The sequence below is a fragment of the Pantoea sp. EKM10T genome (genome assembly GCF_011800685.1).
Taxonomy (GTDB): domain Bacteria; phylum Pseudomonadota; class Gammaproteobacteria; order Enterobacterales; family Enterobacteriaceae; genus Pantoea; species Pantoea agglomerans.
This window is the reverse complement of record NZ_JAALEU010000008.1, coordinates 26543-49020: the sequence shown is the minus strand read 5'-3', so window position 1 is coordinate 49020 and position 22478 is coordinate 26543. Positions and strand designations below refer to the sequence as shown.

The following is a 22478-nucleotide window of genomic DNA, read 5'->3' as shown; positions in this document are numbered from 1 at the left end:
GTTCACTGAATATCCTATCATCTCTGGGTGAAGACTGTCAGTTTCAACGGATTGAAAACGGCCTGCGTGCGGTTTCAGGCCGGTTTATTAAGCCATAACGTGGGAACCAGAGCTGAAAAGGCGGGAAGCTGGTAAGAACGTGCTAAACTGTCAGGTAGCGCAACTTTCTTTACGGTCAATCTGCAGGGTGTTAGATTGATCACGTTTCCAGCAATTATCTGCCCACTTTTTTACTTTATAAGCGGCAGAGTGTGGAAACAGGGTGCTTAAACACTGGGACAATCAGGCGAAACGTCTTGTACCTCTACATTGAGACACTGAAACAGAGACTGGATGCAATCAACCAGCTGCGCGTTGATCGTGCGCTGGCTGCTATGGGACCCGCTTTTCAGCGCGTCTACAGTCTGCTGCCAACCTTATTACATTATCAACATCCGCAGATGCCGGGTTACCTTGAAGGTAGCGTTCCACATGGCATCAGCTTCTTCACGCCTGATGAAAATCAGCGTCAGCTGCTGGCCGATCTCACCGGCGACAGCGATCTGCGTCATGCCGATGCGCCGAAAGGCGAAATGCCGATCACGGCTATCTATTCTATGGGCAGCACCTCATCTGTCGGCCAGAACAGCGTCTCGGATCTCGATATCTGGGTCTGCCATCAATCCTGGCTTGATAATGAAGAGCGTCTGAATCTGCAGCGCAAATGTACGCTGCTGCAGAAGTGGTGCGTTTCAATGGGCGTAGAGGTGAGTTTCTTTCTGATTGATGAGAACCGCTTCCGCCACAACGAAAGCGGCAGTCTGGGCGGTGAAGATTGCGGTTCAACACAACACATTTTACTGCTGGATGAGTTTTACCGTACCGCGGTTCGTATGGCGGGTAAACGCATCCTGTGGAATATGGTGCCGGGCGAAGAAGAGCACAATTACGACGACTACGTAATGTCGCTCTACGCCAAAGGCGTGCTGACCCCTAATGAGTGGCTCGATCTTGGCGGCCTCGGCACGCTGTCGGCGGAAGAGTATTTCGGTGCCAGCCTGTGGCAGCTCTATAAAAGCATCGACTCCCCGTATAAAGCCGTACTGAAAACGCTGCTGCTGGAAGCGTACAGCTGGGAATACCCGAATACGCAACTGCTGGCGATGGATATTAAACAGCGCCTGCATGACGGTGAAATCATCTGCTTCGGGCTTGATCCTTACTGCATGATGCTGGAGCGCGTTACGCACTATCTGACCAGCGTTGACGATCAGCCGCGTCTTGACCTGGTGCGTCGCTGCTTCTACCTCAAAGTGTGTGAAAAGCTCAGCACCGAAGATCATCAGCATCGCACCGGCTGGCGTCGCGAAATTTTATCGCAGCTGGTCAAAGAGTGGGGCTGGAACGAAGAGAAGATTGCCATTCTGGATAACCGCGCTGAGTGGAAAATCGAGCGGGTGCGCGAAGCCCACAATGAATTGCTGGATGCGATGATGCAGAGTTATCGCAACCTGATCCGCTTTGCCCGTCGCAATAACTTAAGCGTCAGCGCCAGCCCGCAGGATATCGGTGTGTTGACCCGTAAACTGTATGCTGCGTTTGAAGCGCTGCCGGGCAAAGTGACGCTGGTGAATCCGCAGATTTCGCCCGATCTCTCCGAACCCAATCTGACCTTTATTCATGTGCCGCCTGGCCGTGCCAACCGTTCCGGCTGGTATCTCTATAACCAGGCGCCGGACATGGATTCGATTATCAGCCATCAGCCGCTGGAATATAACCGCTACCTGAACAAGCTGGTAGCGTGGGCGTGGTTCAATGGACTGCTGACCCGTAAAACCCGGCTGCATATTAAAGGCAATGAGGTTTGCGATCTGGCGCGTCTGCAGGAGCTGGTTAACGATGTTTCCAGCCACTTCCCGCTGCGTCTGCCTTCGCCGACGCCAAAAGCGCTCTACAGTCCATGTGAAATCCGGCACCTTGCGATTATTGTTAACCTTGAACACGATCCGACGGCGGCCTTCCGCAATCAGGTGGTGCACTTCGACTTCCGTAAGCTGGATGTCTTTAGTTTTGGTCAGCAGCAGCAGTGCCTGATTGGCAGCATCGATCTGCTCTATCGCAACTCCTGGAATGAGGTGCGTACGCTGCACTTCAGCGGCGAACAGGCGATGATCGAAGGGCTGAAAACCATTCTCGGCAAGATGCATCAGGATGCTGCACCGCCCGATACGGTGGAAGTGTTCTGCTACAGCCAGCATCTGCGCGGTCTGATTCGGACGCGGGTACAGCAACTGGTCTCAGAATGCATTGAGTTGCGCCTCTCCAGCACACGTCAGGAGCCGGGTCGCTTTAAAGCGCTGCGTATGGCGGGCGAGACCTGGGGCCTGTTCTTTGAACGCATGAGCGTTTCGGTGCAGAAGCTGGAAAACGCGGTTGAGTTTTATGGCGCGATCTCCAACAACAAGCTGCACGGACTGTCGATCAAAGTCGAAACGAATCAGACGCCGCTGCCACCCGTGGTCAACGGTTATGCCAGCGAAGGCATTATTCAGTTCTTCTTTGAAAACACCACCGATGAGCGCGGCTTCAATATCTACATCCTCGATGAGACCAATCGGGTTGAGGTTTATCATCACTGTGAAGGCAGTAAAGAGGAGCTGGTGCGCGATGTCAGCCGGTTCTACTCCTCATCGCACGATCGCTTTACCTATGGTTCAAGCTTTATCAACTTCAACCTGCCGCAGTTCTACCAGATTGTGAACACCGGTGAGCGATTCCAGGTGATTCCGTTCCGTAGCCAGACGCTGACGCAGCTGTGTACCTCGCAGCCTGACAACGACAACAGCGACTATCAGCCACGCTATCAGGTGCACTGATGCTGACGGGCTGCCTGCGCTCTGCAGGTGGCCGCTATCTTCCCGGCTTGTCACCCGCTTCACGCTATTTGCGGGCATTTCCTGTTGCTTTTCCACCTTCAACTGCGATGATAAGCATCCAGGTAAAGGACATGAAGAGCATAAAGAATGAAGAAAGTAATAAGCCTGTTGGCCATGACACTGGCAGTAATCAGCCTTGCAGGTTGTGGTCTGAAAGGACCGCTCTACTTCCCGCCGAAGGATCAGCCGAAGAAACAACAAGCCCCAACCGACCGCCAGAAAGCGGATGCCTCTAAAGCCGATGTCGGCGGGCTGGTTACCGGCAATTCAGGCGTAAAAGCGAACTAATCTGATGGCTTATCCGGCGGAGCAAAAAATGCAGTTCTCCAAAATGCACGGTCTCGGCAACGATTTTATGGTTGTGGATGCGGTGACACAAAACGTCTTCTTTTCGCCGGAATTGATCCGCCGGCTGGCCGATCGTCATCTGGGGATCGGTTTCGATCAACTGCTGATTGTTGAACCGCCTTACGATCCCGATCTCGATTTCCACTATCGCATTTTCAACGCTGACGGCAGTGAAGTCGCACAGTGCGGCAACGGTGCGCGCTGCTTTGCCCGCTTTGTTCAGCTGAAAGGGCTGACCAACAAAAGTGACATCCGGGTCAGTACGCAGAATGGCCGCATGGTGTTGACCGTCACGCCTGACGACCAGGTGCGCGTCAACATGGGCGAGCCAAACTTTGAGCCTCAGCAGGTGCCGTTCCGCGCCAACAAGGCCGAAAATCTCTATCTGCTGCGCGTGGCCGAACAGACGGTGATGCTGGGTGCGGTGTCGATGGGCAACCCGCACTGCGTTATCCAGGTCGAAAGTGTCAAAACCGCGCAGGTTGAACTGCTGGGTCCGATTCTGGAGAGTCATGAACGCTTCCCGGATCGCGTCAATGTCGGTTTTATGGAGATCATCAATCCCGAACATATCCGCCTGCGCGTCTACGAACGCGGTGCGGGTGAAACGCAGGCGTGCGGCAGCGGCGCCTGTGCTGCCGTTGCATGTGGCATTCAGCAGGGCATTCTGGCACCCAAAGTGCGTGTCGACCTGCCTGGCGGAACGCTGCACATCACCTGGAAAGGCGCCGGTCAGCCGCTCTATATGACCGGGCCTGCGACACACGTCTACGATGGGTTTATTCATCTATGAAAAATATCGAAGAGCAGGCTGACAGTTCGGTTCTGCTGGACGATCAGGCCGTCAGTGATTATCTGCGGCAGAATCCCGATTTCTTTATCCGCAATGCCCGTGCAGTTGAACAGATGGCCGTGCCGCATCCGGTGCGTGGCAGCGTCTCTCTGGTCGAATGGCATATGGCGCGGCAACGCAACCATATTCAGCGGCTGGAAGAAGAGATCACGCTGCTGATGGAGCAGGCCAGCGCTAACCACGAACTGTTTGACCGTCTGCTGTCGCTGGAGAGCCATCTGGCCGCGGCTGACTCGCTGCAGGATATGCTCAACCGTCTGCATCGCTGGGCGCGTGAGCTGGGCCTGGCGGGTGCCAATGTGCGGCTGTTCAGTGATAAATGGCTGCTGGGCGCGCCCTCCGATTTCTTTCAGCTGAGCCTCTCGCGTCAGGCGTTTGAACCGCTGCGTATTCAGCGCTTCGGTAACCAGCATCACTATCTTGGCAACATTAACGGGCCGGAACTGCTGCTGCTGTTGCCGCAGGCCAAAGCGATCGGGTCGGTTGCCATGTCGCTGATGGGTGAGGAGGGCGATCTCGGCGTGCTGGTGTTCAGCAGTCGTGACAGCCAGCACTATCAATCGGGCATGGGGACACTGCTGTTGCAGCATCTGTCGCAGATGATGCCTGATCTGCTCTCCCGCTGGGTTGAACGCGCATGAGTAGCGCGCTGCAGGAGGCCGTCGACGGATTTCTGCGCTACCTGAAAGTGGAGCGCCAGCTCAGTCCGTTAACCCAGAGCAGCTATGCGCGACAGCTTGCCGCGCTGGTGGCGATTGCTGATGAGATGAAGCTCAGCAGCTGGGCGCAGCTGGAACCGGCGCAGGTGCGCAGCATGGCGGCGCGTAGCCGTCGCGCCGGACTGGCCGCCAGCAGCCTCGCGTTGCGGCTCTCCGCCCTGCGCAGTTTTCTCGACTGGCAGGTGAGCCAGGGTTTGCTTTCTGCCAACCCGGCCAAAGGGGTGATGACGCCGCGTAAAGCGCGCCATCTGCCTAAAAACATTGATGTTGATGAAGTAAACCAGCTGCTGGAGATCGACCTTAGCGATCCGCTGGCGGTGCGCGACCGGTCGATGCTGGAAGTGATGTATGGCGGCGGTTTGCGTCTCTCTGAACTGGTGAATATGGATTGTCGCCACGTCGATCTCGATTCAGGCGAAGTGTGGGTAGTCGGTAAGGGCAGCAAAGAGCGCCGGATACCGATTGGTCGCACGGCGGTCGCCTGGATCCAGCACTGGCTGCCGCTGCGTGAAACCTTTGGCGGCCAGGATGATGCGCTGTTTCTTTCGACGCGCGGCAACCGCATCTCGCCACGCAACGTGCAGAAACGCTTTGCCGAATGGGGCATCAGACAGGGCGTGGCCAGCCATATCCATCCGCATAAGCTACGACACTCATTTGCCACGCATCTGCTGGAATCCAGCGGTGACCTGCGCGCCGTGCAGGAGTTGCTGGGTCACGCAAACCTGTCGACGACCCAGATCTATACCCATCTCGATTTCCAGCATCTGGCTTCGGTGTATGACGCTGCGCATCCCCGCGCCAAACGAGGAAAGAACGAATGAAGTTTTATCGTCCGCTGTCGGCCATAAAAGCCATGACCTTCGACCTTGATGACACTCTCTACGATAACTACCCGGTCATCCGTCGTACCACCCTGGAGTCCCATGCCGCGTTGCAGGCTTTTCATCCGGCGCTGCGTGACTTCACGCCGCAGGATTATCAGCAGTTGCGCGATGAGCTGCTGCAGCGCGAACCTGATATCTATCATGATGTTTCGGAGTGGCGACGCCGTTCGGTTGAGCTGGCGATGCTGAATATCGGCCTCTCTGCCGCTGAAGCCACTGCGGGTGCGGCAGAAGTGATGGCGGTCTTCCATCAGTGGCGGAGTCAGGTCGAGATGCCGGATGAGACGCACCAGACGCTGAAAACCCTGGCGGAGAAAATCCCGCTGGTGGCGGTCACCAACGGCAACGCCTGCCCGGAAAAAATGGGCATTGCCGAATACTTCCGCTTCACGCTGCGGGCCGGGCCAGACGGGCGCGCCAAGCCATGGCAGGATATGTATCAGCTTGCCGCGCAACGCCTTGATATCGCGCCACACCATATTCTGCACGTGGGTGATGACCTGACCACCGACGTGGCGGGCTCACTGCGCTGCGGGCTGCAGGCCTGCTGGATTAACCTGCGGCAGGGTAACCTGATGCATATCCCGGATGCGCGCCTGTTGCCACATGTCGAAATTTCGCGGTTGGCATCACTCACCTCACTGCTATAATGGCTGTAAATTTATCCAGTCGTCTCCACTTTTTGTTTTGCCGCCGTCCCTTATCCGGCACCTGTATCGCCGCCTGACTGGCAGCGATAATGCCTTGCGGCAGGCGGAATAATCAGTGTGACGACGGCGTTTTTTTCTTTGGTAATCGGTGCTTATGGACGTTTCTGAACTGCTCGATGGTTTGAATGACAATCAGCGCGCTGCCGTTGCGGCACCGCGCAGTAACCTGCTGGTGCTGGCAGGCGCGGGCAGTGGTAAAACGCGGGTGCTGGTGCATCGCATTGCCTGGCTGATGTCGGTGGAGAACTGCTCGCCCTATTCGATTATGGCGGTGACCTTTACCAACAAAGCGGCAGCGGAGATGCGTCACCGTATCGAGCATCTGATCGGCACCAGTCAGGGCGGGATGTGGATCGGAACCTTTCACGGTCTGGCGCACCGCTTACTGCGCGCCCACCATCTTGACGCCGGTCTGCCACAGGATTTTCAGATCCTCGACAGCGAAGATCAGCTACGTCTGCTCAAGCGCCTGATCAAATCAATGAACCTTGATGACAAACAGTGGCCTGCGCGTCAGGGCATGTGGTACATCAATGGCAAAAAAGATGAAGGCCTGCGACCAAAGCATATCGAAAGCTACGGCAATCCGATTGAGCAGACATGGCTGCGCATCTATCAGGCCTATCAGGAAGCCTGTGATCGCGCCGGTTTAGTCGACTTTGCCGAGCTGTTGCTGCGCGCCCATGAGTTATGGCTCAACAAGCCACACATTCTTAATCACTACCGCGAACGCTTTACCAACGTGCTGGTGGATGAGTTCCAGGATACCAACAACATTCAGTATGCCTGGATTCGGATGCTGGCGGGCGACAGTGGCCGGGTGATCATCGTGGGCGATGATGACCAGTCGATCTACGGCTGGCGCGGCGCACAGGTCGAGAATATTCAGCGCTTTCTGCAGGATTTCCCCGGCGCGGAAACGATCCGTCTGGAGCAGAACTACCGCTCAACCAATAACATCCTGAAAGCCGCCAACGCCCTGATCGCTAACAACAATGGTCGCCTGGGTAAAGAGCTGTGGACCGAAGGCAGCGATGGCGAACCGATCTCGATCTACTGCGCCTTTAATGAGCTGGATGAAGCACGCTTCGTGGTTAACCGCATCAAAGTCTGGATGGAGAACGGCGGCGCGCTTAACGACTGCGCCATTCTCTATCGCAGCAACGCCCAGTCGCGTGTGCTGGAAGAGGCATTGCTGCAGAGCAGCATGCCGTACCGTATTTATGGCGGCATGCGCTTCTTCGAACGTCAGGAGATCAAAGATGCGCTCTCCTATCTGCGTCTGATGGCGAACCGCAATGACGACGCGGCATTTGAACGCGTGGTGAATACCCCGACGCGCGGCGTGGGCGATCGCACGCTCGACGTGGTGCGTCAGACGGCCCGTGAACGTCAGATGACGCTGTGGCAGGCAACGCGTGAACTGCTGCAAAGCCGTGCGCTGGCTGGCCGGGCCGCGTCTGCGCTGCAACGCTTCTGTGAACTGGTTGATTCTCTGGCAACCGAAACCGCCGAGTTACCGCTGCATGTTCAGACTGACCGGGTCATCAAAGACTCTGGCCTGTGGCTGATGTATGAGCAGGAAAAAGGTGAGAAGGGTCAGGCGCGTATCGAAAACCTTGAGGAGCTGGTGACCGCTACGCGGCAGTTCAGCTATCAGGATGAAGATGAAGATCTGATGCCACTGCAGGCCTTTTTATCCCACGCCGCGCTGGAAGCGGGCGAAGGCCAGGCAGACAAATGGCAGGATGCGGTTCAGCTGATGACGCTCCACTCGGCAAAAGGGCTGGAGTTCAGCCAGGTGTTTATCGTCGGCATGGAAGAGGGCATGTTCCCGAGCCAGATGTCACTGGATGAAGGTGGCCGGCTGGAGGAGGAACGTCGTCTGGCTTATGTCGGCGTGACCCGTGCGATGCTCAAGCTGACGCTGACCTACGCCGAAACCCGCCGACTCTATGGTAAGGAAGTGTATCACCGGCCGTCCCGTTTTATCGGCGAACTGCCCGAAGCGTGCATAGAAGAAGTGCGTCTGCGCGCCAGCGTCAGCCGTCCGGTAAACCATCAGCGGATGGGTGCCCCGGTGACCAAAAATGACAGTGGATTCGCGCTGGGTCAGCGTGTTCATCACGCAAAATTTGGCGAAGGCACCATCATTAATCTGGAAGGCAGCGGCGAGCATAGCCGTCTTCAGGTGGCGTTTCAGGGGCAGGGAATCAAGTGGCTGGTGGCGGCTTACGCGAAGCTTGAAACGCTTTAGCGTGCGGTTGACGGCTTTTTCGTCTCAGCGTAACATGCGCCCACTATTATCATGAGAGGACAATGCCTTGGACACGCCCAGTCGATGCTGGCTCAATGACCTGGATTCCAGGAATAACATCTAAGGCTACCTCTTTACGCGGGTAGCCTTAGCGGTTATCAGCGACCTCCCTTTTTGATTCCGTCGCGAGTCAGCACTGATTTATCTCTGAAACTCTGTTTCCGTGTTCAGGCTGCCCGTTCCATGTTGAGGAACGGCGGACTGCCTTGTCCCATTTAGTCTGCAATGGGGAGTATTGCTATGCTGAGCGCATTTAAACTGGATCACAGCCGCCTGACGCGACTGGAGCTGGAAGACGAAAACGACAAACTGACGACCTCTGTCTGGGTCGATCTGATCGAGCCGGAAGAGGGCGAACGTGATCGCGTGCAATCTGAGCTAGGCCAGAGTCTGGCAACACGGCCTGAGCTGGAGGATATCGAGGCCTCGGCACGCTTCTTCGAAGATGAAGATGGTCTGCATATCCACTCCTTCTTCTTCTATGAAGATGCTGACGATCACGCCGGTAACTCCACCGTGGCGTTCACCATCCGTGAAGGCCGTCTCTACACGCTGCGCGAACGTGAGCTGCCTGCGTTCCGTCTCTATCGCATGCGCGCCCGTAATCAGACCCTGATCGACGGCAATGCCTTTGAGCTGCTGCTCGACCTGTTTGAAACCAAAATCGAGCAGCTGGCGGACGAAATCGAGAACATCTACAGCGCACTGGAGAAACTCAGCCGGGTGATCATGGAAGGTCAGCAGGGCGAAGAGTACGATCAGGCGCTGTCGCGACTAGCGGAACTGGAAGATATCGGCTGGAAGGTGCGTCTCTGTCTGATGGATACCCAGCGCGCCCTGAACTTCCTGGTACGCAAAGCACGTTTGCCGGGCAATCAGCTGGAGCAGGCGCGTGAAATTCTGCGCGATATCGAATCGCTGCTGCCGCATAACGAATCACTGTTTCAGAAGGTCAACTTCCTGATGCAGGCGGCGATGGGTTTCATCAACATCGAGCAGAACCGCATCATCAAGATCTTCTCGGTGGTCTCCGTGGTGTTTCTGCCGCCGACGCTGGTGGCCTCCAGTTACGGGATGAACTTTGAGTTTATGCCGGAACTGAAGTGGAGCTTCGGTTATCCGGCGGCGATCGGCCTGATGATTCTGGCCGGACTGGCGCCTTATCTCTATTTCAAACGTAAAAACTGGCTTTAAAATAAGAACGGGCCATCTGAGATGGCCCGTTCTGCTGGCTCCTGTCCCCATTTCTGCGTAATCTTACCCTCCTGTTTTTACAAATTATTAACTTCTTATGGACGCTTTTTCGTTGCGCGCGCAGTGGACGCTGCTGCTGCTGATCTCAGTATTGCTGGGCGCGGTGCTGCACTATTTTCATGTGCCCGCTGCGCTGTTACTGGGACCGATGATTGTGGGTGTAGTGATGGGGCTGTCGGGTGCCACGCTGCGAATTGATAAACGGCTGTTCCTGCTCGCTCAGGCCGTACTGGGCTGCATGATTGCGCAGAGTCTGTCGCCTTCGATTCTGGCCCCGCTGATTCAGGACTGGCCGATCGTGCTGGCGGTGCTGCTGCTGACGCTGGCGGCCAGCGGCCTGTCAGGTTTTCTGCTGGTGCGCTTCAGTCATCTGCCTGGCCCGACCGGCGCATGGGGATCGTCGCCGGGCGGTGCAACGGCCATGGTGGCGATGGCGGGTGACTTTGGCGCTGACGTGCGGCTGGTCGCATTCATGCAGTATCTGCGGGTGCTGTTTGTCGCCTCGGCGGCCGCGCTGGTGGCGCGCATCGGACTGGGCGATGAGGCGCACAGCGTCTCGCTGCTCTGGTTTCCACCGCTGAATCATGGCTTTGTTATCACCCTGGTGGTGATGCTGACGGGCGCGTGGCTGGGCACCCGACTGCGCATTCCTTCTGGCGCGCTGCTGCTGCCTGCGCTGGCGGGCGCAGCACTGCACAGTAGCGACATCGCGGTGTTACAGGTGCCGGAATGGCTGCTGGCCGTGGCCTATGCACTGATTGGCTGGAGCGTGGGATTACGTTTCACCCGCCCGATTTTTCTGCTGGCACTGCGCACGCTGCCGCAGATGCTGGCCTCGATCTTCGGGCTGATGCTGTTGTGTGGCGGGCTGGCGTGGATGCTGACGCGAATGCTGGATATCGATCTGATGACGGCCTATCTCGCCACCAGTCCAGGCGGGCTGGACACGGTGGCGATCATTGCGGCAGGAACCCAGGTCAACATGGCGTTTGTGATGGCGTTGCAGACGTTGCGTCTGTTTACCATCCTGCTGACCGGCCCGGCTTTAGCGCGCTTTATTTCACGCTATGCGCGAACGGGAACGGAATGAAAACGCCACCGCATCGCAGACAAATACCAGCAGCGCCAGCCAGATGAAGCCAAAGGTCACCATCTTGTCTGGCGTGATGGTCTCACCGTAAAACGCGACCGCCAGCACAAACATCAGCGTCGGGCCGAGATACTGAAAGAAGCCTACGGTGGAAAGTCGCAGACGACTGCAGGCTGCCGCAAACAGCATCAGCGGAATGGTGGTCACAATGCCCGCCGCTATCAGCTTCAGGTTGAGACTCAGTGGGTTGGCGGATAAGTGGCTGGTGGCGCTGTCGGCAAAGCCAAACAGGTAAATCGCCGCCAGCGGAAACAGCCACAGAGTTTCAATCAGCATGCCGCTCTGCGCATCGACCTGAATCTTTTTGCGCACCAGGCCATACAGGGCGAAGCTCAGCGCCAGGCCCAGCGCGATAATCGGTAACGACCCAAACTGCCACAGCTGCACCAGCACACCGACGGTGGCCAGCAGCACGGCGAGCCACTGCAAGCGGCGAAACCGTTCGCGCAAAAACAGCATGCCGAACACCACGTTGATCAGCGGGTTAATAAAGTAGCCCAGGCTGGCTTCCAGCATATGCTGATTGTTGACTGCCCAGATAAACAGCAGCCAGTTGCCGCCGATAGTCACGGCCGTCAGCGCCAGCAGCAGCACTTTTTTAGGCTGGCGCAACACGCTGCGAACGCCGGGCCAGCTGCGGCTCAGGGTAATCAGTAACAGCATAAACAGTGCAGACCAGATCACCCGGTGCGTCATGATTTCCGTGGCGGGAACCTGCTTTACCAGTTTGAAATAAGCGGGCGCAATGCCCCAGATAAAGTAAGCGCCCAGTGCAAAGCCAACGCCCTGGCGGGTTTGTTGCGTATCCATATGCGTTCCATTCAATGGCGTGGTTAGCCGATAAGATAGGTGGCGGTAGCCGTGGCGATATAATCGCCCTGTTGATTGTGCAGTTCCACGCGCGCCACGGCGACTTTGTTACCGGCGCGCAGCAGGCTGCTGGTGGCGGTGAAGCGTTCGCCGCGTCCGGGACGCAGATAGTCGACGCGCATATCAATGGTACCCATGCGTGACAGACGCTGGCGCAGATCCGCTTCGCTGATGCTTTCCTGACGGGTTAACGCATTACTGACGCAGACCATGCCCGCCGCCACATCCAGTACCGACGCGATAACGCCGCCGTGCAGAATCTGCTGCGCCTGGTTGCCCACCAGCATGGTTTTGTTATTGAAGCTGATCTCTGCGTAGTCTGCGTCAAGGCGCATCAGTTCCAGGCCCAGCGCCTGATTAAACGGCATGTGATAAACGAAAATTTCGCCGACCAGCTGGCGAGCGTCCTGCTGTGTCAGCACGGGTGATGACATGATGATGTGTCCTGAAAAAATCGGGCCAGAGGGGCGCGGAATATGAATGAGTTGTGTATTCTATGCCGCCTGCGAGGGTGTTTCCAGTTTAAGAAATCAGCACTCATGCTCACTGCCATTTGCGTGTAGAATGGCCTGCTTTTTACGACACCCTTTCAGTTACTTTGATACGCAGCTGCTCACCGGAGAATTTTATGCGTAAGCATCGCGCCTTGCTGGCGGCAATGTTGATATTTCCTGCGCTGGCGCAGGCGGATGAAGCCCATATTAAAGAGGTTCATGACGCGCCACAGGTTCAGGGCAGCATTATTGCTAACCTGCTGGAGAAGCATGATAACCCGTTTGTTCTCTATCCTTACGAGAACAACTATCTGCTTTATACCTATACCAGCGACCTCAATAAAGAGGCGATCTCCTCCTATAACTGGGGAGAGAATGCCCGCAAAGATGAAGTGAAATTCCAGCTCAGCCTGGCGTTTCCGCTGTGGCGCGGTATTCTGGGCGACAACTCGGTGCTGGCAGCCTCTTACACCCAGCGTTCCTGGTGGCAGCTGTCGAATAGCGCTGAGTCATCGCCATTCCGTGAGACCAACTATGAGCCGCAGATTTTCCTGGGCTGGGCGACCGACTATTCGCTGGCGGGCTGGACACTGCGTGATGTCGAAGTGGGTCTGAATCACCAATCCAATGGACGAAGCGATCCCACCTCGCGCAGCTGGAACCGCGTCTATGCGCGTCTGATGGCAGAGAATGGTAACTTCCTGGCGGAAATCAAACCCTGGTATCGCATCCCTGAAGGGGCGAACAGCGATGATAATCCTGATATCACCAAATATATGGGTTACTACCGCACCCGTCTGGGCTATAAGCTCGGCGACAATATCTTCAGCGTAGAGGGCAACTATAACTGGAACAGCGGTTATGGCGGCGCGACCCTGGGCTGGAGCTACCCTATCACTGAGCACGTTCGCTTCTATACTCAGGTGTTTAGCGGTTACGGTGAATCACTGATCGATTACAACCATCGCCAGACGCGTCTGGGTGTGGGTGTAACACTTAACGACTTGTTCTAATCCATAACGAAAGACAGGAATCGCGTGGCAACCTCGGCAGTTCTTAATCAGGAAGCGCTGGCGCAGCAGGTATTGCAGGATACCTTCGGCTACCAGCATTTTCGTCCCGGTCAGCAGACGATCATCAATGAGGCGCTGAGCGGGCGCGATTGTCTGGTGGTGATGCCCACCGGCGGTGGTAAATCGCTCTGTTATCAGATCCCTGCGCTGGTGCGCGAGGGGCTGACGCTGGTGGTGTCGCCGCTGATCTCGCTGATGAAAGATCAGGTCGATCAGCTGCTGGCGAACGGCGTGGCGGCGGCGTATCTCAACTCCACCATGACGCGCGATCAGCAGCAGACGGTGATGGCCGACTGCCGAACCGGTCGGGTTAAGCTGCTCTACATCGCCCCGGAACGCCTGATGATGGATAACTTCCTGGACAGTCTGGCGCACTGGCAACCGGCGATGCTGGCGGTGGATGAAGCGCACTGTATTTCCCAGTGGGGCCACGATTTCCGTCCGGAATATGGCGCACTCGGCAAGATGCGTCAGCGCTTCCCGGAATTACCGGTAATGGCGCTGACCGCGACCGCGGATGAAACCACCCGCAACGACATCGTTAACCTGCTGCATATGCAGGATCCGCTGATCCAGATCAGCAGCTTTGACCGCCCCAATATTCGCTACACGCTGGTGGAGAAATTTAAACCCACCGATCAGCTGCTGCGTTACGTTCAGGATCAGCGCGGCAAGTGCGGCATTATCTACTGCAACAGCCGGGCGAAGGTGGAAGACACCGCCGCGCGACTGCAAAGCCGGGGCTTCAGCGTCGGGGCATACCACGCCGGTATCGACAGCGAGCAGCGTGGCCGGGTGCAGGAAGCGTTTCAGCGTGACGATCTGCAAATCGTGGTGGCGACGGTGGCCTTTGGCATGGGCATCAACAAGCCCAACGTCCGTTTTGTGGTCCACTTCGATATTCCGCGCAACATCGAGTCCTATTATCAGGAAACCGGGCGAGCCGGACGTGATGGTCTGCCTGCCGAAGCGATGATGCTTTACGACCCGGCCGATATGGCCTGGCTGCGTAAATGTCTGGAAGAGAAAGTGCCCGGGCCGCTGCAGGATATTGAGCGTCACAAACTCAACGCCATGGGCGCGTTTGCTGAAGCGCAGACCTGCCGCCGTCTGGTGCTGCTGAACTATTTTGGCGAGGGCCGCCAGCAGCCGTGCGATAACTGCGATATCTGTCTCGACCCACCCAAACGTTATGACGGCCTGGTTGAAGCGCAAAAAGCGCTCTCCGGTATCTACCGCGTGGGTCAGCGTTTTGGTATGGGCTATATCGTTGAGGTGCTGCGCGGGTCCAACAATCAGCGTATCCGTGAGCAGGGTCATGACAAGCTGCCGGTCTATGGACTGGGCAAAGATCAGAGCCACGAACATTGGGTGAGCGTGTTACGTCAGCTAATCCATCTGGGGCTGGTGACGCAGAACATCGCTATGCATTCGGCTCTGCAGCTCACCGAAGCGGCGCGCCCGGTGCTGCGCGGTGAAGTGCCACTGATGCTGGCGGTGCCGCGTTTGATCACCGCAAAAACAAAAAGCAGCAGTCCGGCGAAGTTTCACGGTGGCAACTACGATCGCAAACTGTTCGCCAAGCTGCGTAAGCTGCGAAAAGCGATCGCCGATGAAGAGAATATTCCGCCTTACGTGGTGTTCAATGACGCCACACTGATAGAGATGGCAGAACAGATGCCGGTCAGCGCGTCCGAGATGCTCAGCGTCAACGGCGTGGGTCACCGCAAACTGGAGCGCTTTGGCAAACCTTTCCTGGTGATGATCAAAGAGCATCTTGATGATGAAGAGTAAAGGACACTGATTATGCTGATGTTATTCGCCACTGTGGCGCTGGTGCATCTGGTGGCGCTGATGAGCCCCGGCCCCGATTTCTTTTTCGTGTCACAGACTGCCGCCAGCCGCTCGCGCAAAGAGGCGATGATGGGTGTACTGGGCATTACGCTGGGCATTGTGGTCTGGGCGGGTGTGGCGCTGATGGGGCTGCATCTGATTCTGGAAAAAATGGCCTGGCTGCATCAGATCATCATGGTCGGCGGTGGACTTTATCTGTTGTGGATGGGCTGGCAGCTGATGTGCTCGGCACGTCAGCGTCACAAACAGCCGCAGCAGGATGAGCCGGTGGTTGCGTTGCCGAAACGCGGCATGAGCTTTCTCAAAGGCCTGCTGACGAATCTGTCGAATCCTAAAGCCATTATCTACTTCGGCAGCGTCTTCTCGCTATTTGTTGGCGACGATGTCGGTTCGGCGGAGCGCTGGGGTCTGTTCCTGCTGATTGTCGGTGAAACTTTTGCCTGGTTTACCCTGGTGGCGGCGATTTTTGCGCTGCCGTGGATCCGCGCTAAGTATCAGCGACTGGCGAAATGGGTCGATGGCATGGCCGGCGTACTGTTTGCCGGTTTTGGTATCCACCTGATTCTTTCGCGTTAAACTCTGTTTCAGCCCTTATGCCGGCGTGCGCGTTGCGCCTCCGGCAGAAACCTCCCTTGCTGTCGCTTCCTCCAGAGAGTTCGCTTGTGTGACGGATGTCACATCCCAGGGCTCAGGGAGTTTTGCTGTTGCAACCGCAGATAAATCGTCACTCTTTATTAATCATTCATATCCATATCTCCATTAAAGTCGGGAAGCAGGCGCAACGTTTATGGAGAGGATGATGAGAGTGAAGTTCATATTACTGGTGTTGATGACGGCCTGTATCAGCGCCTGCGCCTCGCCTGATGCCGCCCGCAACCCTTTGCCAGCGCCGGGCCAGACCGATGAGGTCACCTCGATCCTGATGCAGACGCTGTCCGATGTCGATCAGACGCAGGGCGAAAGGATTAGCCGGATCTCTGCGACGTTTCTCGGGACACCCTATGAAGCGGATACGCTGATCGGTTCTCCCACGCGTCCGGAAGCGCTGGTGATCAATTTCAACGGTGTGGATTGTTACACGCTGCTTGATTACGTGCAGGCGCTGAGCCGCAGCCACGATCGTGCCAGCTTTGAGGCTAACCTGATTCGGACCCGCTACGCTGGCGGTGAGGTAAGCTACCGGAATCGTCGCCACTTTTTCTCCGACTGGTTTGCCGATAGCCCGCGCAATGCCGATGACGTGACCCGCACTCTTAGCCCGGATACGGTGACGGTGGTGAAGCACCTGAATCGTCAGGCCAGCGGAGCAGAACAGGTGCCCGGTCTGGGTGTGATTGCACGTCCTGTCACTTACATTCCGGCCCGGGCGATCACACCGCAGGTGCTGAAGCAAATTCAGACCGGCGATTACGTGGGGGTTTACGCCACCAGTCAGAGCCTGGATGTTACGCATGTGGGGATTGCTGTCCGGCATGATGGCCGCTTGTGGTTCAGGAACGCCTCTTCGCTGGCCGTTAATCGAAAAGTTGTCGATGCGCCGTTCAGGGAATATATGCGTTCGAAGCCGGGCATCATTGTGTTGCGTGCGGTTCCACTGGCAGCGCCGTAGCGGGGCCAGGGAATAAGGGATAATCTTCCGCGCCGAATTCGGCGCGAAAGACGTTAAGCGATTTTTCTGGCGCTGGCCAGCAGTGCGCCTACCGCCATAAACAGCCCGCCAAAAATGCGGTTCATTAACTTCATCTGTTTTGGTCCCTTAATCCAGCCCGCAATCCGCGTTGCCAGCGTGGCGTAGCCAATCATCACGATGATATCGACCACAACGGTGGTGACGCCGAGCACCAGATACTGCATAAATAGCGGCTGATGCGGCTGAATAAATTGCGGGAACAGGGCGGCGAGAAAGACGATACTTTTCGGGTTGGTCAGGTTAACCAGCACGGCGCGTTTGAACAGGCGACGACGCGGCATCGCTCTGGCGACTGCATCCAGATCAATGCCACCCGCTGAGCGCCACTGCTGAATACCCAGCCAGACCAGATAGGCCGCACCGGCCCATTTCAGAATCTCAAACGCCAGCAGCGACTGAGAAAACAGCGCGCCCAGACCGATGCCGACCAGCACGATATGCAGCGCCAGGCCGACCTGCAAACCGGAGATAGAGGCCACCGTGCCGCGATAGCCGTGGCTGATACCGGTACTCATGGTGTTGATTGCGCCGGAACCGGGCGACAGGCTGAGAATTGTAGTGGTAAGCAGATAGGTCAGCCACCATTCGATGGTCATGGGTCAGGCTCTCTTTAGTAGCGGAATTGTGACACAATACGCCAGAAATAAGCGCGGCGCTACGGCCTGCGCATGGCATTCAGGACTCTGTATCCGGTCATCAGGAGGGCGAATGAATCAACACAAAGCCAGCTGGCTGCGACGAGAAAAAGCCTTTGCTGCCTTCGCTACCGGGCCACTGCTCGATTTCTGGCACAGCCGCGAAGAGCTTGAGTTTACCGGCGTGGGTAATCTGACGCTGCGCTACGTCCGCTTCACATCACCGCAACACAAGCGTGTGATCCTGATTGTGCCGGGACGCATCGAGAGTTACATAAAATATCCTGAGCTGGCGTACGATCTGTTTCACTGCGGATTTGATGTGGTGATCCTTGACCATCGCGGCCAGGGGCGTTCCGATCGCCTGCTGGAAGATTCACACCGCGGTCACGTGGCGGAATTTACCCATTATGTCGACGACCTTGAAACGCTCTATCTGAAAGAGATTATCAGCGGTCACTACCAGCAGCGCTATGCGCTGGCTCACTCCATGGGCGGCGCAATCTTAACGCTGTTTCTGGCGCGTCAGCCGCAGGCGTTTCATGCGGTCGCGCTGGTGGCGCCGATGTTTGGCATTGCTTTACCGTTGCCCTCTTTTCTGGCCCATCGGATCCTGGACTGGGCGGAGAAGCGTCCGGCCATGCGCGATGGCTATGCGCTCGGCACCGGCCGCTGGCGTGCGCATCCGTTTGGCATTAACCGGCTGACGCACAGCACCGAGCGTTACCGGCGAAATCTGCGCTTTTATGCGGACGATCCGGCGATTCGCGTTGGCGGGCCAACCTACCATTGGGTACGTGAAGGCATCCATGCAGGTCGCAACATCATCAGTCAGGTCGATAAAATCACCACGCCACTGTTACTGTTACAGGCCAGCGATGATCGGGTGGTCGACAATCGTTCGCAGGACCTTTTTTGTGCCGCGATGGCGGCGGCGGGTCATCCGTGTGAGGGCAATAAGCCACGGGTGATCGACGGTGCGCGTCATGAGATCCTGTTTGAAAAGGATGAGATGCGCGCCGAAGCACTCAATGCAGTGGTCGACTTCTTTTCCTCGCACCACTGACGTTATTTATCCGACCGGTTAAGGCCGGCAGAACCAGATACCCGAGGTTTTCATGTATCACATCGTTGCATCCGATCTGGATGGCACGCTGCTTTCTCCCGAACATCGTCTGACCCCTTTTGCGCGTGAAACGCTGCAGCAGCTGGTCGCGAAAGATATTCACTTTATATTCGCCACCGGCCGTCATCATATCGATGTCGGACAGATGCGCGACAGCCTGGCGATTCCGGCCTATATGATCACCTCAAACGGCGCGCGCGTGCACAACGCAGAGGGCGAACTGGTGTTCAGTCATAATCTGGATGAGGATATCGCCAGCGATCTGTTTGGCCTGCAATATCATCACAGCGATATCCTGACCCACGTTTACCGCGACGATGAGTGGTTTGTCAGCCGCTCAAGCCCGGCTGAGCAGGACTATTTCCGCGAGTCGGTGTTCAACTATCAGGTCTATGAGCCGGGTCTGCTGCCAACCGATAATATCAGCAAGGTCTTTTTCACCTGCGAAAATCCCGAGCATCTGATCCCGATGGAACAGGCGATTGAAGCGCGCTGGGGCGATCGGGTTAACGTCAGTTTCTCACTGCCTACCTGTCTGGAAGTGATGGCGGGCGGCGTGTCGAAAGGGCATGCGCTGGAAGCGGTCGCGAAAACGCTGGGCCATTCACTGGAAAGCTGTATCGCCTTTGGCGACGGCATGAACGATGTGGAGATGCTGAGCATGGCGGGTAAGGGCTTTATCATGCAGAACGCCCATCAGCGGTTGAAAGATACGCTGCCGGAGCTGGATGTGATCGGTTCAAATGCCGATGATGCCGTGCCGCAGACGCTGCGCACGCTCTATCTTGCTTAAGCCGTCAGCGCAAAAAAAGGGCCGGATATCCGGCCCTTTTTTATTGCCGTCAGGCAGGGGTCTTTTTGTGTTTGTGTTCGCTGACCATGGTCAGTAACAGCAGGATAACCGCCAGCACACAGCCAGCAATCATCACCATGAAGCCGCCGTCCCAGCCGAAGTAATCGACGGTGTAACCGACAATGGCGCTGGCCGCCACCGATCCACCCAGATAGCCGAACAGGCCGGTGAAGCCCGCCGCTGTCCCCGCCGCTTTTTTCGGGGCCAGCTCCAGCGCGTGCAGACCAATCAGCATCACCGGACCGTAGATCAGGAAGCCAATCACAATCATACAGGCCATATCGACGCCAGGATTGCCCGCCGGGTTAAGCCAGTAGATCACGGTCGCGATGGTTACCAGCGTCATAAAGAACACCCCGGTCGCACCGCGATTACCGCGGAACACTTTGTCCGACATCCAGCCGCACAGCAGCGTTCCGGGGATCCCCGCATACTCATACAGGAAGTAAGCCCACGACGATTTATCCAGCGTGAAGTGTTTTACTTCTCTGAGATAGGTCGGCGACCAGTCGAGAATGCCGTAGCGCAGCAGATAAACAAACACGTTGGCCAGCGCGATGTACCACAGCAGCTTGTTCGGCAGCACATATTTCATGAAGATCTGTTTAGCCGTCAGCTCCTCTTCGTGGCTGGCATCATAGTCGGGCGGATAGTCGTTTTTGTACTCTTCAATCGGTGGCAGACCACAGGATTGCGGCGTATCACGCATCAGCGCAAAGGCCAGAATCGCAATGGCGATGGCGCCAAACGCCGGCATATAGAGTGCCGCTTTCCAGTCGTTGAACCACGCCATACCGAGCAGGAACAGCAGAGGCGGAATACCGCCGCCGACATTATGGGCGCAGTTCCAGACCGAAACGATCCTGCCGCGCTCTTTCTGCGACCACCAGTGAACCATGGTACGTCCACAAGGTGGCCAGCCCATGCCCTGGAACCAGCCGCAGATAAACAGCAGCACGAACATCACCATAATGCTGGAGGTGGCCCAGGGAACGAATCCCATGATCAGCATCACTGTCGCAGCCAGAATCAGGCCTGCCGGTAAGAAGACGCGCGGGTTTGAGCGGTCAGAGACCGATCCCATGATGAATTTTGAAAAGCCGTAGGCGATGGATATGCCGGATAAGGCAAAACCGAGATCGCCACGTGAAAAACCCTGCTCTACCAGGTAGGGCATGGCGAGTGCGAAGTTTTTTCTGACCAGATAGTAGGCGGCGTAACCAAAGAAGATCCCGATGAAAATTTGCCAGCGCAGACGACGGTAGAGCGGATCAACGTGATCCTCCGCCACCTGCGGCTGACGTGGTGCAGGTTTAAAAATGCTCAGCATCAGTGAGGCCCTCCAGGGCACATTATGGTTTTTAATTCCCAGCAGGTTGGGGCAGGAAAAGAGCAGAAGAAAATGGACGCAGAATGTTCCATTTCGCGCAAAGAATAGTGTTAGTTGCGCAACGTTACTGTGATGAATGACACATTTGTTACACTTTTATTACATTCTGGAGCGGAAGTGATCATGCGATGGATCATTTCGCGCATTTTATCTGGCTGAAAGATCTTTATGCAGACAGTTATGTCAGGAAGCGAAAGCCCTTTCCGATGGCTATTCTGATCGCCTGGTTTGTAATCAGATGTCAACCAGATTTCACAGCCTGATGGCAGCACATTGTTTACACTGACGGCCTGTTAATTTCGGGGTCGTCACCGTGTTTTTATTGATTATTACCACCATTCTGTGGGCCTTTTCGTTCAGTCTGATTGGCGAATACCTTGCCGGGCAGGTGGACAGCTGGTTCTCTGTACTGATGCGACTGGCGCTGGCTGCGCTGGTATTTTTACCTTTCCTGCGCTGGCGTGGTCATCGCCCTTCAACGCTGTTGCTTTACATGCTGGTCGGGATGCTGCAGCTGGGCGTGATGTATCTGCTGAGTTTCGAAGCCTATCTCTATCTTAGCGTGTCGGAATTCCTGCTGTTTACGGTGATGACGCCGCTTTATGTGACGCTGATTTACGATCTGATCAGCCGTCGTCCACTGCGCATGGGTTATATCTTCAGTGCACTGCTGGCTGTGGCAGGTGCGGCCATTATTCGCTATGACAAAGTCAGCGATCATTTCTGGTTTGGTCTGCTGTTAGTGCAACTGGCAAATATCTGCTTTGCGGCGGGAATGGTGGGCTATAAGCGTCTGCAGGAGACCCGCCCGATGCCGCAGCACACCGCCTTCTCCTGGTTCTATCTGGGTGCGGTGTTGATTGCGGTGATCGCCTGGTGTGCCTGGGGCAATCCACAGAAGTTGCCGACCACCTCATTGCAGTGGGGCATTCTGGTCTGGCTGGGCATTGCGGCTTCCGGTCTCGGCTATTTTATGTGGAATTATGGTGCGACCCAGGTCGATGCCGGCACGCTGGGCATTATGAATAACATGCACGTTCCTGCCGGGCTGCTGGTGAATCTGGCTATCTGGCAGGAGAAACCGCACTGGCCAAGCTTTATTGCGGGCGCAATGGTGATCCTCGCCTCGCTGTGGGTGCATAAGCGCTGGGTGGTGGGGCGCGGTGACCGATCATAAACAGGGCTGCAACAGGGGTGCGGCCTCCCGGGCTGGCGCGTCCGATCGCGAAGGAATCTCACATCCCTGTGGATCGGCCGGGCCATCCCTGGCCCGGACGCTTCGCTCTTCAGACGCGCCAGCCCTGGAGACTTAACAGCATCATCGCAGTAGAACCAGGGGC

General features: G+C 56.4%; 21 protein-coding genes. 17 read left to right on the top strand and 4 right to left on the bottom strand.

The window, feature by feature from the left end; all coding sequences use genetic code 11:
* The first annotated feature begins 296 nt into the window (after positions 1-296).
* From HFD95_RS15890 to HFD95_RS15850, 10 genes are all read left to right on the top strand, one after another.
* Positions 297-2855 (top strand): class I adenylate cyclase, encoded by a 2559-nt coding sequence (locus HFD95_RS15890; RefSeq protein WP_010257330.1) that lies wholly within the window; start codon positions 297-299, stop codon positions 2853-2855.
* Positions 2856-3002: 147 nt separating this feature from the next.
* The gene (locus tag HFD95_RS15885; protein ID WP_010257328.1) at positions 3003-3203 is read left to right on the top strand and encodes a lipoprotein; all 201 of its coding nucleotides are present in this window, start codon (positions 3003-3005) and stop codon (positions 3201-3203) included.
* Between the two features lie 28 nt (positions 3204-3231).
* Positions 3232-4056, top strand: coding sequence for a diaminopimelate epimerase (gene dapF / locus HFD95_RS15880; protein ID WP_010257326.1), 825 nt, complete (start codon positions 3232-3234; stop codon positions 4054-4056).
* The gene (locus HFD95_RS15875; RefSeq protein WP_010257324.1) at positions 4053-4757 is read left to right on the top strand and encodes a DUF484 domain-containing protein; all 705 of its coding nucleotides are present in this window, start codon (positions 4053-4055) and stop codon (positions 4755-4757) included. Before dapF ends, HFD95_RS15875 begins: the two co-directional genes overlap by 4 nt.
* Positions 4754-5659 carry a tyrosine recombinase XerC gene (gene xerC / locus HFD95_RS15870; RefSeq protein WP_167430482.1) on the top strand — a complete coding sequence of 302 codons (906 nt, stop codon included), beginning with the start codon at positions 4754-4756 and terminating at the stop codon, positions 5657-5659. Before HFD95_RS15875 ends, xerC begins: the two co-directional genes overlap by 4 nt.
* Positions 5656-6372 (top strand): 5-amino-6-(5-phospho-D-ribitylamino)uracil phosphatase YigB, encoded by a 717-nt coding sequence (gene yigB, locus HFD95_RS15865; RefSeq protein ID WP_010257318.1) that lies wholly within the window; start codon positions 5656-5658, stop codon positions 6370-6372. The genes xerC and yigB overlap by 4 nt, the downstream gene beginning before the upstream one ends.
* A gap of 154 nt (positions 6373-6526) precedes the next feature.
* Positions 6527-8689, top strand: coding sequence for a DNA helicase II (gene uvrD / locus HFD95_RS15860; protein WP_010257313.1), 2163 nt, complete (start codon positions 6527-6529; stop codon positions 8687-8689).
* A 67-nt stretch (positions 8690-8756) separates the two neighbouring features.
* Positions 8757-8813, top strand: a complete 57-nt coding sequence (ysgD, locus tag HFD95_RS22310; protein WP_353748370.1) for a YsgD/CorL family protein — start codon at positions 8757-8759, stop codon at positions 8811-8813.
* Positions 8814-8989: 176 nt separating this feature from the next.
* A complete protein-coding gene (gene corA, locus HFD95_RS15855; RefSeq protein WP_003854370.1) occupies positions 8990-9943 on the top strand; it encodes a magnesium/cobalt transporter CorA in 954 nt (317 codons plus the stop codon).
* A 97-nt stretch (positions 9944-10040) separates the two neighbouring features.
* The gene (locus tag HFD95_RS15850) at positions 10041-11093 is read left to right on the top strand and encodes an AbrB family transcriptional regulator (RefSeq protein WP_033767570.1); all 1053 of its coding nucleotides are present in this window, start codon (positions 10041-10043) and stop codon (positions 11091-11093) included.
* Here the strand turns inward: HFD95_RS15850 and rarD are convergent.
* Together rarD and HFD95_RS15840 are read right to left on the bottom strand one after the other, a co-directional pair.
* A complete protein-coding gene (rarD, locus tag HFD95_RS15845) occupies positions 11064-11963 on the bottom strand; it encodes an EamA family transporter RarD (protein WP_010257306.1) in 900 nt (299 codons plus the stop codon). The genes HFD95_RS15850 and rarD overlap by 30 nt on opposite strands.
* A 23-nt stretch (positions 11964-11986) precedes the next feature.
* Entirely contained in the window at positions 11987-12457 is a 471-nt protein-coding gene (locus HFD95_RS15840; protein WP_010257304.1) for a thioesterase family protein, read from the bottom strand.
* 194 nt (positions 12458-12651) lie between these two features.
* Here HFD95_RS15840 and pldA point away from each other — a divergent pair, with 194 nt between their 5' ends.
* The 4 genes from pldA (at position 12652) to HFD95_RS15820 (ending at position 17053) form a co-directional block, all read left to right on the top strand.
* Complete coding sequence (pldA, locus tag HFD95_RS15835; protein ID WP_010257301.1) at positions 12652-13530, top strand: phospholipase A; 879 nt, start codon at positions 12652-12654, stop codon at positions 13528-13530.
* A 24-nt stretch (positions 13531-13554) separates the two neighbouring features.
* Positions 13555-15384: an ATP-dependent DNA helicase RecQ gene (gene recQ, locus HFD95_RS15830; RefSeq protein ID WP_010257299.1), complete on the top strand. Its 1830-nt coding sequence runs from the start codon at positions 13555-13557 to the stop codon at positions 15382-15384.
* Positions 15385-15396: 12 nt separating this feature from the next.
* Positions 15397-16020, top strand: a complete 624-nt coding sequence (gene rhtC, locus HFD95_RS15825) for a threonine export protein RhtC (protein ID WP_010257296.1) — start codon at positions 15397-15399, stop codon at positions 16018-16020.
* A gap of 223 nt (positions 16021-16243) precedes the next feature.
* A complete protein-coding gene (locus tag HFD95_RS15820) occupies positions 16244-17053 on the top strand; it encodes a DUF1460 domain-containing protein (protein ID WP_181955274.1) in 810 nt (269 codons plus the stop codon).
* Positions 17054-17106: 53 nt separating this feature from the next.
* Here the strand turns inward: HFD95_RS15820 and rhtB are convergent, their stop codons facing one another.
* The gene (rhtB, locus tag HFD95_RS15815) at positions 17107-17730 is read right to left on the bottom strand and encodes a homoserine/homoserine lactone efflux protein (RefSeq protein WP_010257290.1); all 624 of its coding nucleotides are present in this window, start codon (positions 17728-17730) and stop codon (positions 17107-17109) included.
* 112 nt (positions 17731-17842) lie between these two features.
* Between rhtB and pldB the strand changes: the two genes are divergently transcribed.
* Together pldB and yigL are read left to right on the top strand one after the other, a co-directional pair.
* A complete protein-coding gene (gene pldB / locus HFD95_RS15810; protein ID WP_010257288.1) occupies positions 17843-18835 on the top strand; it encodes a lysophospholipase L2 in 993 nt (330 codons plus the stop codon).
* Positions 18836-18887: 52 nt separating this feature from the next.
* A complete protein-coding gene (gene yigL, locus HFD95_RS15805; protein ID WP_010257286.1) occupies positions 18888-19688 on the top strand; it encodes a sugar/pyridoxal phosphate phosphatase YigL in 801 nt (266 codons plus the stop codon).
* 49 nt (positions 19689-19737) lie between these two features.
* Here the strand turns inward: yigL and glpT are convergent, their stop codons facing one another.
* Complete coding sequence (gene glpT, locus HFD95_RS15800) at positions 19738-21078, bottom strand: glycerol-3-phosphate transporter (RefSeq protein ID WP_010257284.1); 1341 nt, start codon at positions 21076-21078, stop codon at positions 19738-19740.
* Between the two features lie 373 nt (positions 21079-21451).
* Here glpT and HFD95_RS15795 point away from each other — a divergent pair, with 373 nt between their 5' ends.
* A complete protein-coding gene (locus HFD95_RS15795) occupies positions 21452-22315 on the top strand; it encodes a carboxylate/amino acid/amine transporter (RefSeq protein WP_033759474.1) in 864 nt (287 codons plus the stop codon).
* Positions 22316-22478 lie beyond the last annotated feature (163 nt).

Bases quoted from the DNA above. Each gene is read 5' to 3' on its own strand.
- HFD95_RS15850 (WP_033767570.1), top strand. From the start codon at position 10,041: ATGGACGCTTTTTCGTTGCGCGCGCAGTGGACGCTGCTGCTGCTGATC.
- rhtC (WP_010257296.1), top strand. From the start codon at position 15,397: ATGCTGATGTTATTCGCCACTGTGGCGCTGGTGCATCTGGTGGCGCTG.
- rhtB (WP_010257290.1), bottom strand. From the start codon at position 17,730: ATGACCATCGAATGGTGGCTGACCTATCTGCTTACCACTACAATTCTC.
- dapF (WP_010257326.1), top strand. From the start codon at position 3,232: ATGCAGTTCTCCAAAATGCACGGTCTCGGCAACGATTTTATGGTTGTG.
- yigB (WP_010257318.1), top strand. From the start codon at position 5,656: ATGAAGTTTTATCGTCCGCTGTCGGCCATAAAAGCCATGACCTTCGAC.
- xerC (WP_167430482.1), top strand. From the start codon at position 4,754: ATGAGTAGCGCGCTGCAGGAGGCCGTCGACGGATTTCTGCGCTACCTG.
- HFD95_RS15820 (WP_181955274.1), top strand. From the start codon at position 16,244: ATGAGAGTGAAGTTCATATTACTGGTGTTGATGACGGCCTGTATCAGC.
- uvrD (WP_010257313.1), top strand. From the start codon at position 6,527: ATGGACGTTTCTGAACTGCTCGATGGTTTGAATGACAATCAGCGCGCT.
- yigL (WP_010257286.1), top strand. From the start codon at position 18,888: ATGTATCACATCGTTGCATCCGATCTGGATGGCACGCTGCTTTCTCCC.
- rarD (WP_010257306.1), bottom strand. From the start codon at position 11,963: ATGGATACGCAACAAACCCGCCAGGGCGTTGGCTTTGCACTGGGCGCT.
- glpT (WP_010257284.1), bottom strand. From the start codon at position 21,078: ATGCTGAGCATTTTTAAACCTGCACCACGTCAGCCGCAGGTGGCGGAG.
- pldA (WP_010257301.1), top strand. From the start codon at position 12,652: ATGCGTAAGCATCGCGCCTTGCTGGCGGCAATGTTGATATTTCCTGCG.
- HFD95_RS15840 (WP_010257304.1), bottom strand. From the start codon at position 12,457: ATGTCATCACCCGTGCTGACACAGCAGGACGCTCGCCAGCTGGTCGGC.
- pldB (WP_010257288.1), top strand. From the start codon at position 17,843: ATGAATCAACACAAAGCCAGCTGGCTGCGACGAGAAAAAGCCTTTGCT.
- HFD95_RS15885 (WP_010257328.1), top strand. From the start codon at position 3,003: ATGAAGAAAGTAATAAGCCTGTTGGCCATGACACTGGCAGTAATCAGC.
- HFD95_RS15875 (WP_010257324.1), top strand. From the start codon at position 4,053: ATGAAAAATATCGAAGAGCAGGCTGACAGTTCGGTTCTGCTGGACGAT.
- corA (WP_003854370.1), top strand. From the start codon at position 8,990: ATGCTGAGCGCATTTAAACTGGATCACAGCCGCCTGACGCGACTGGAG.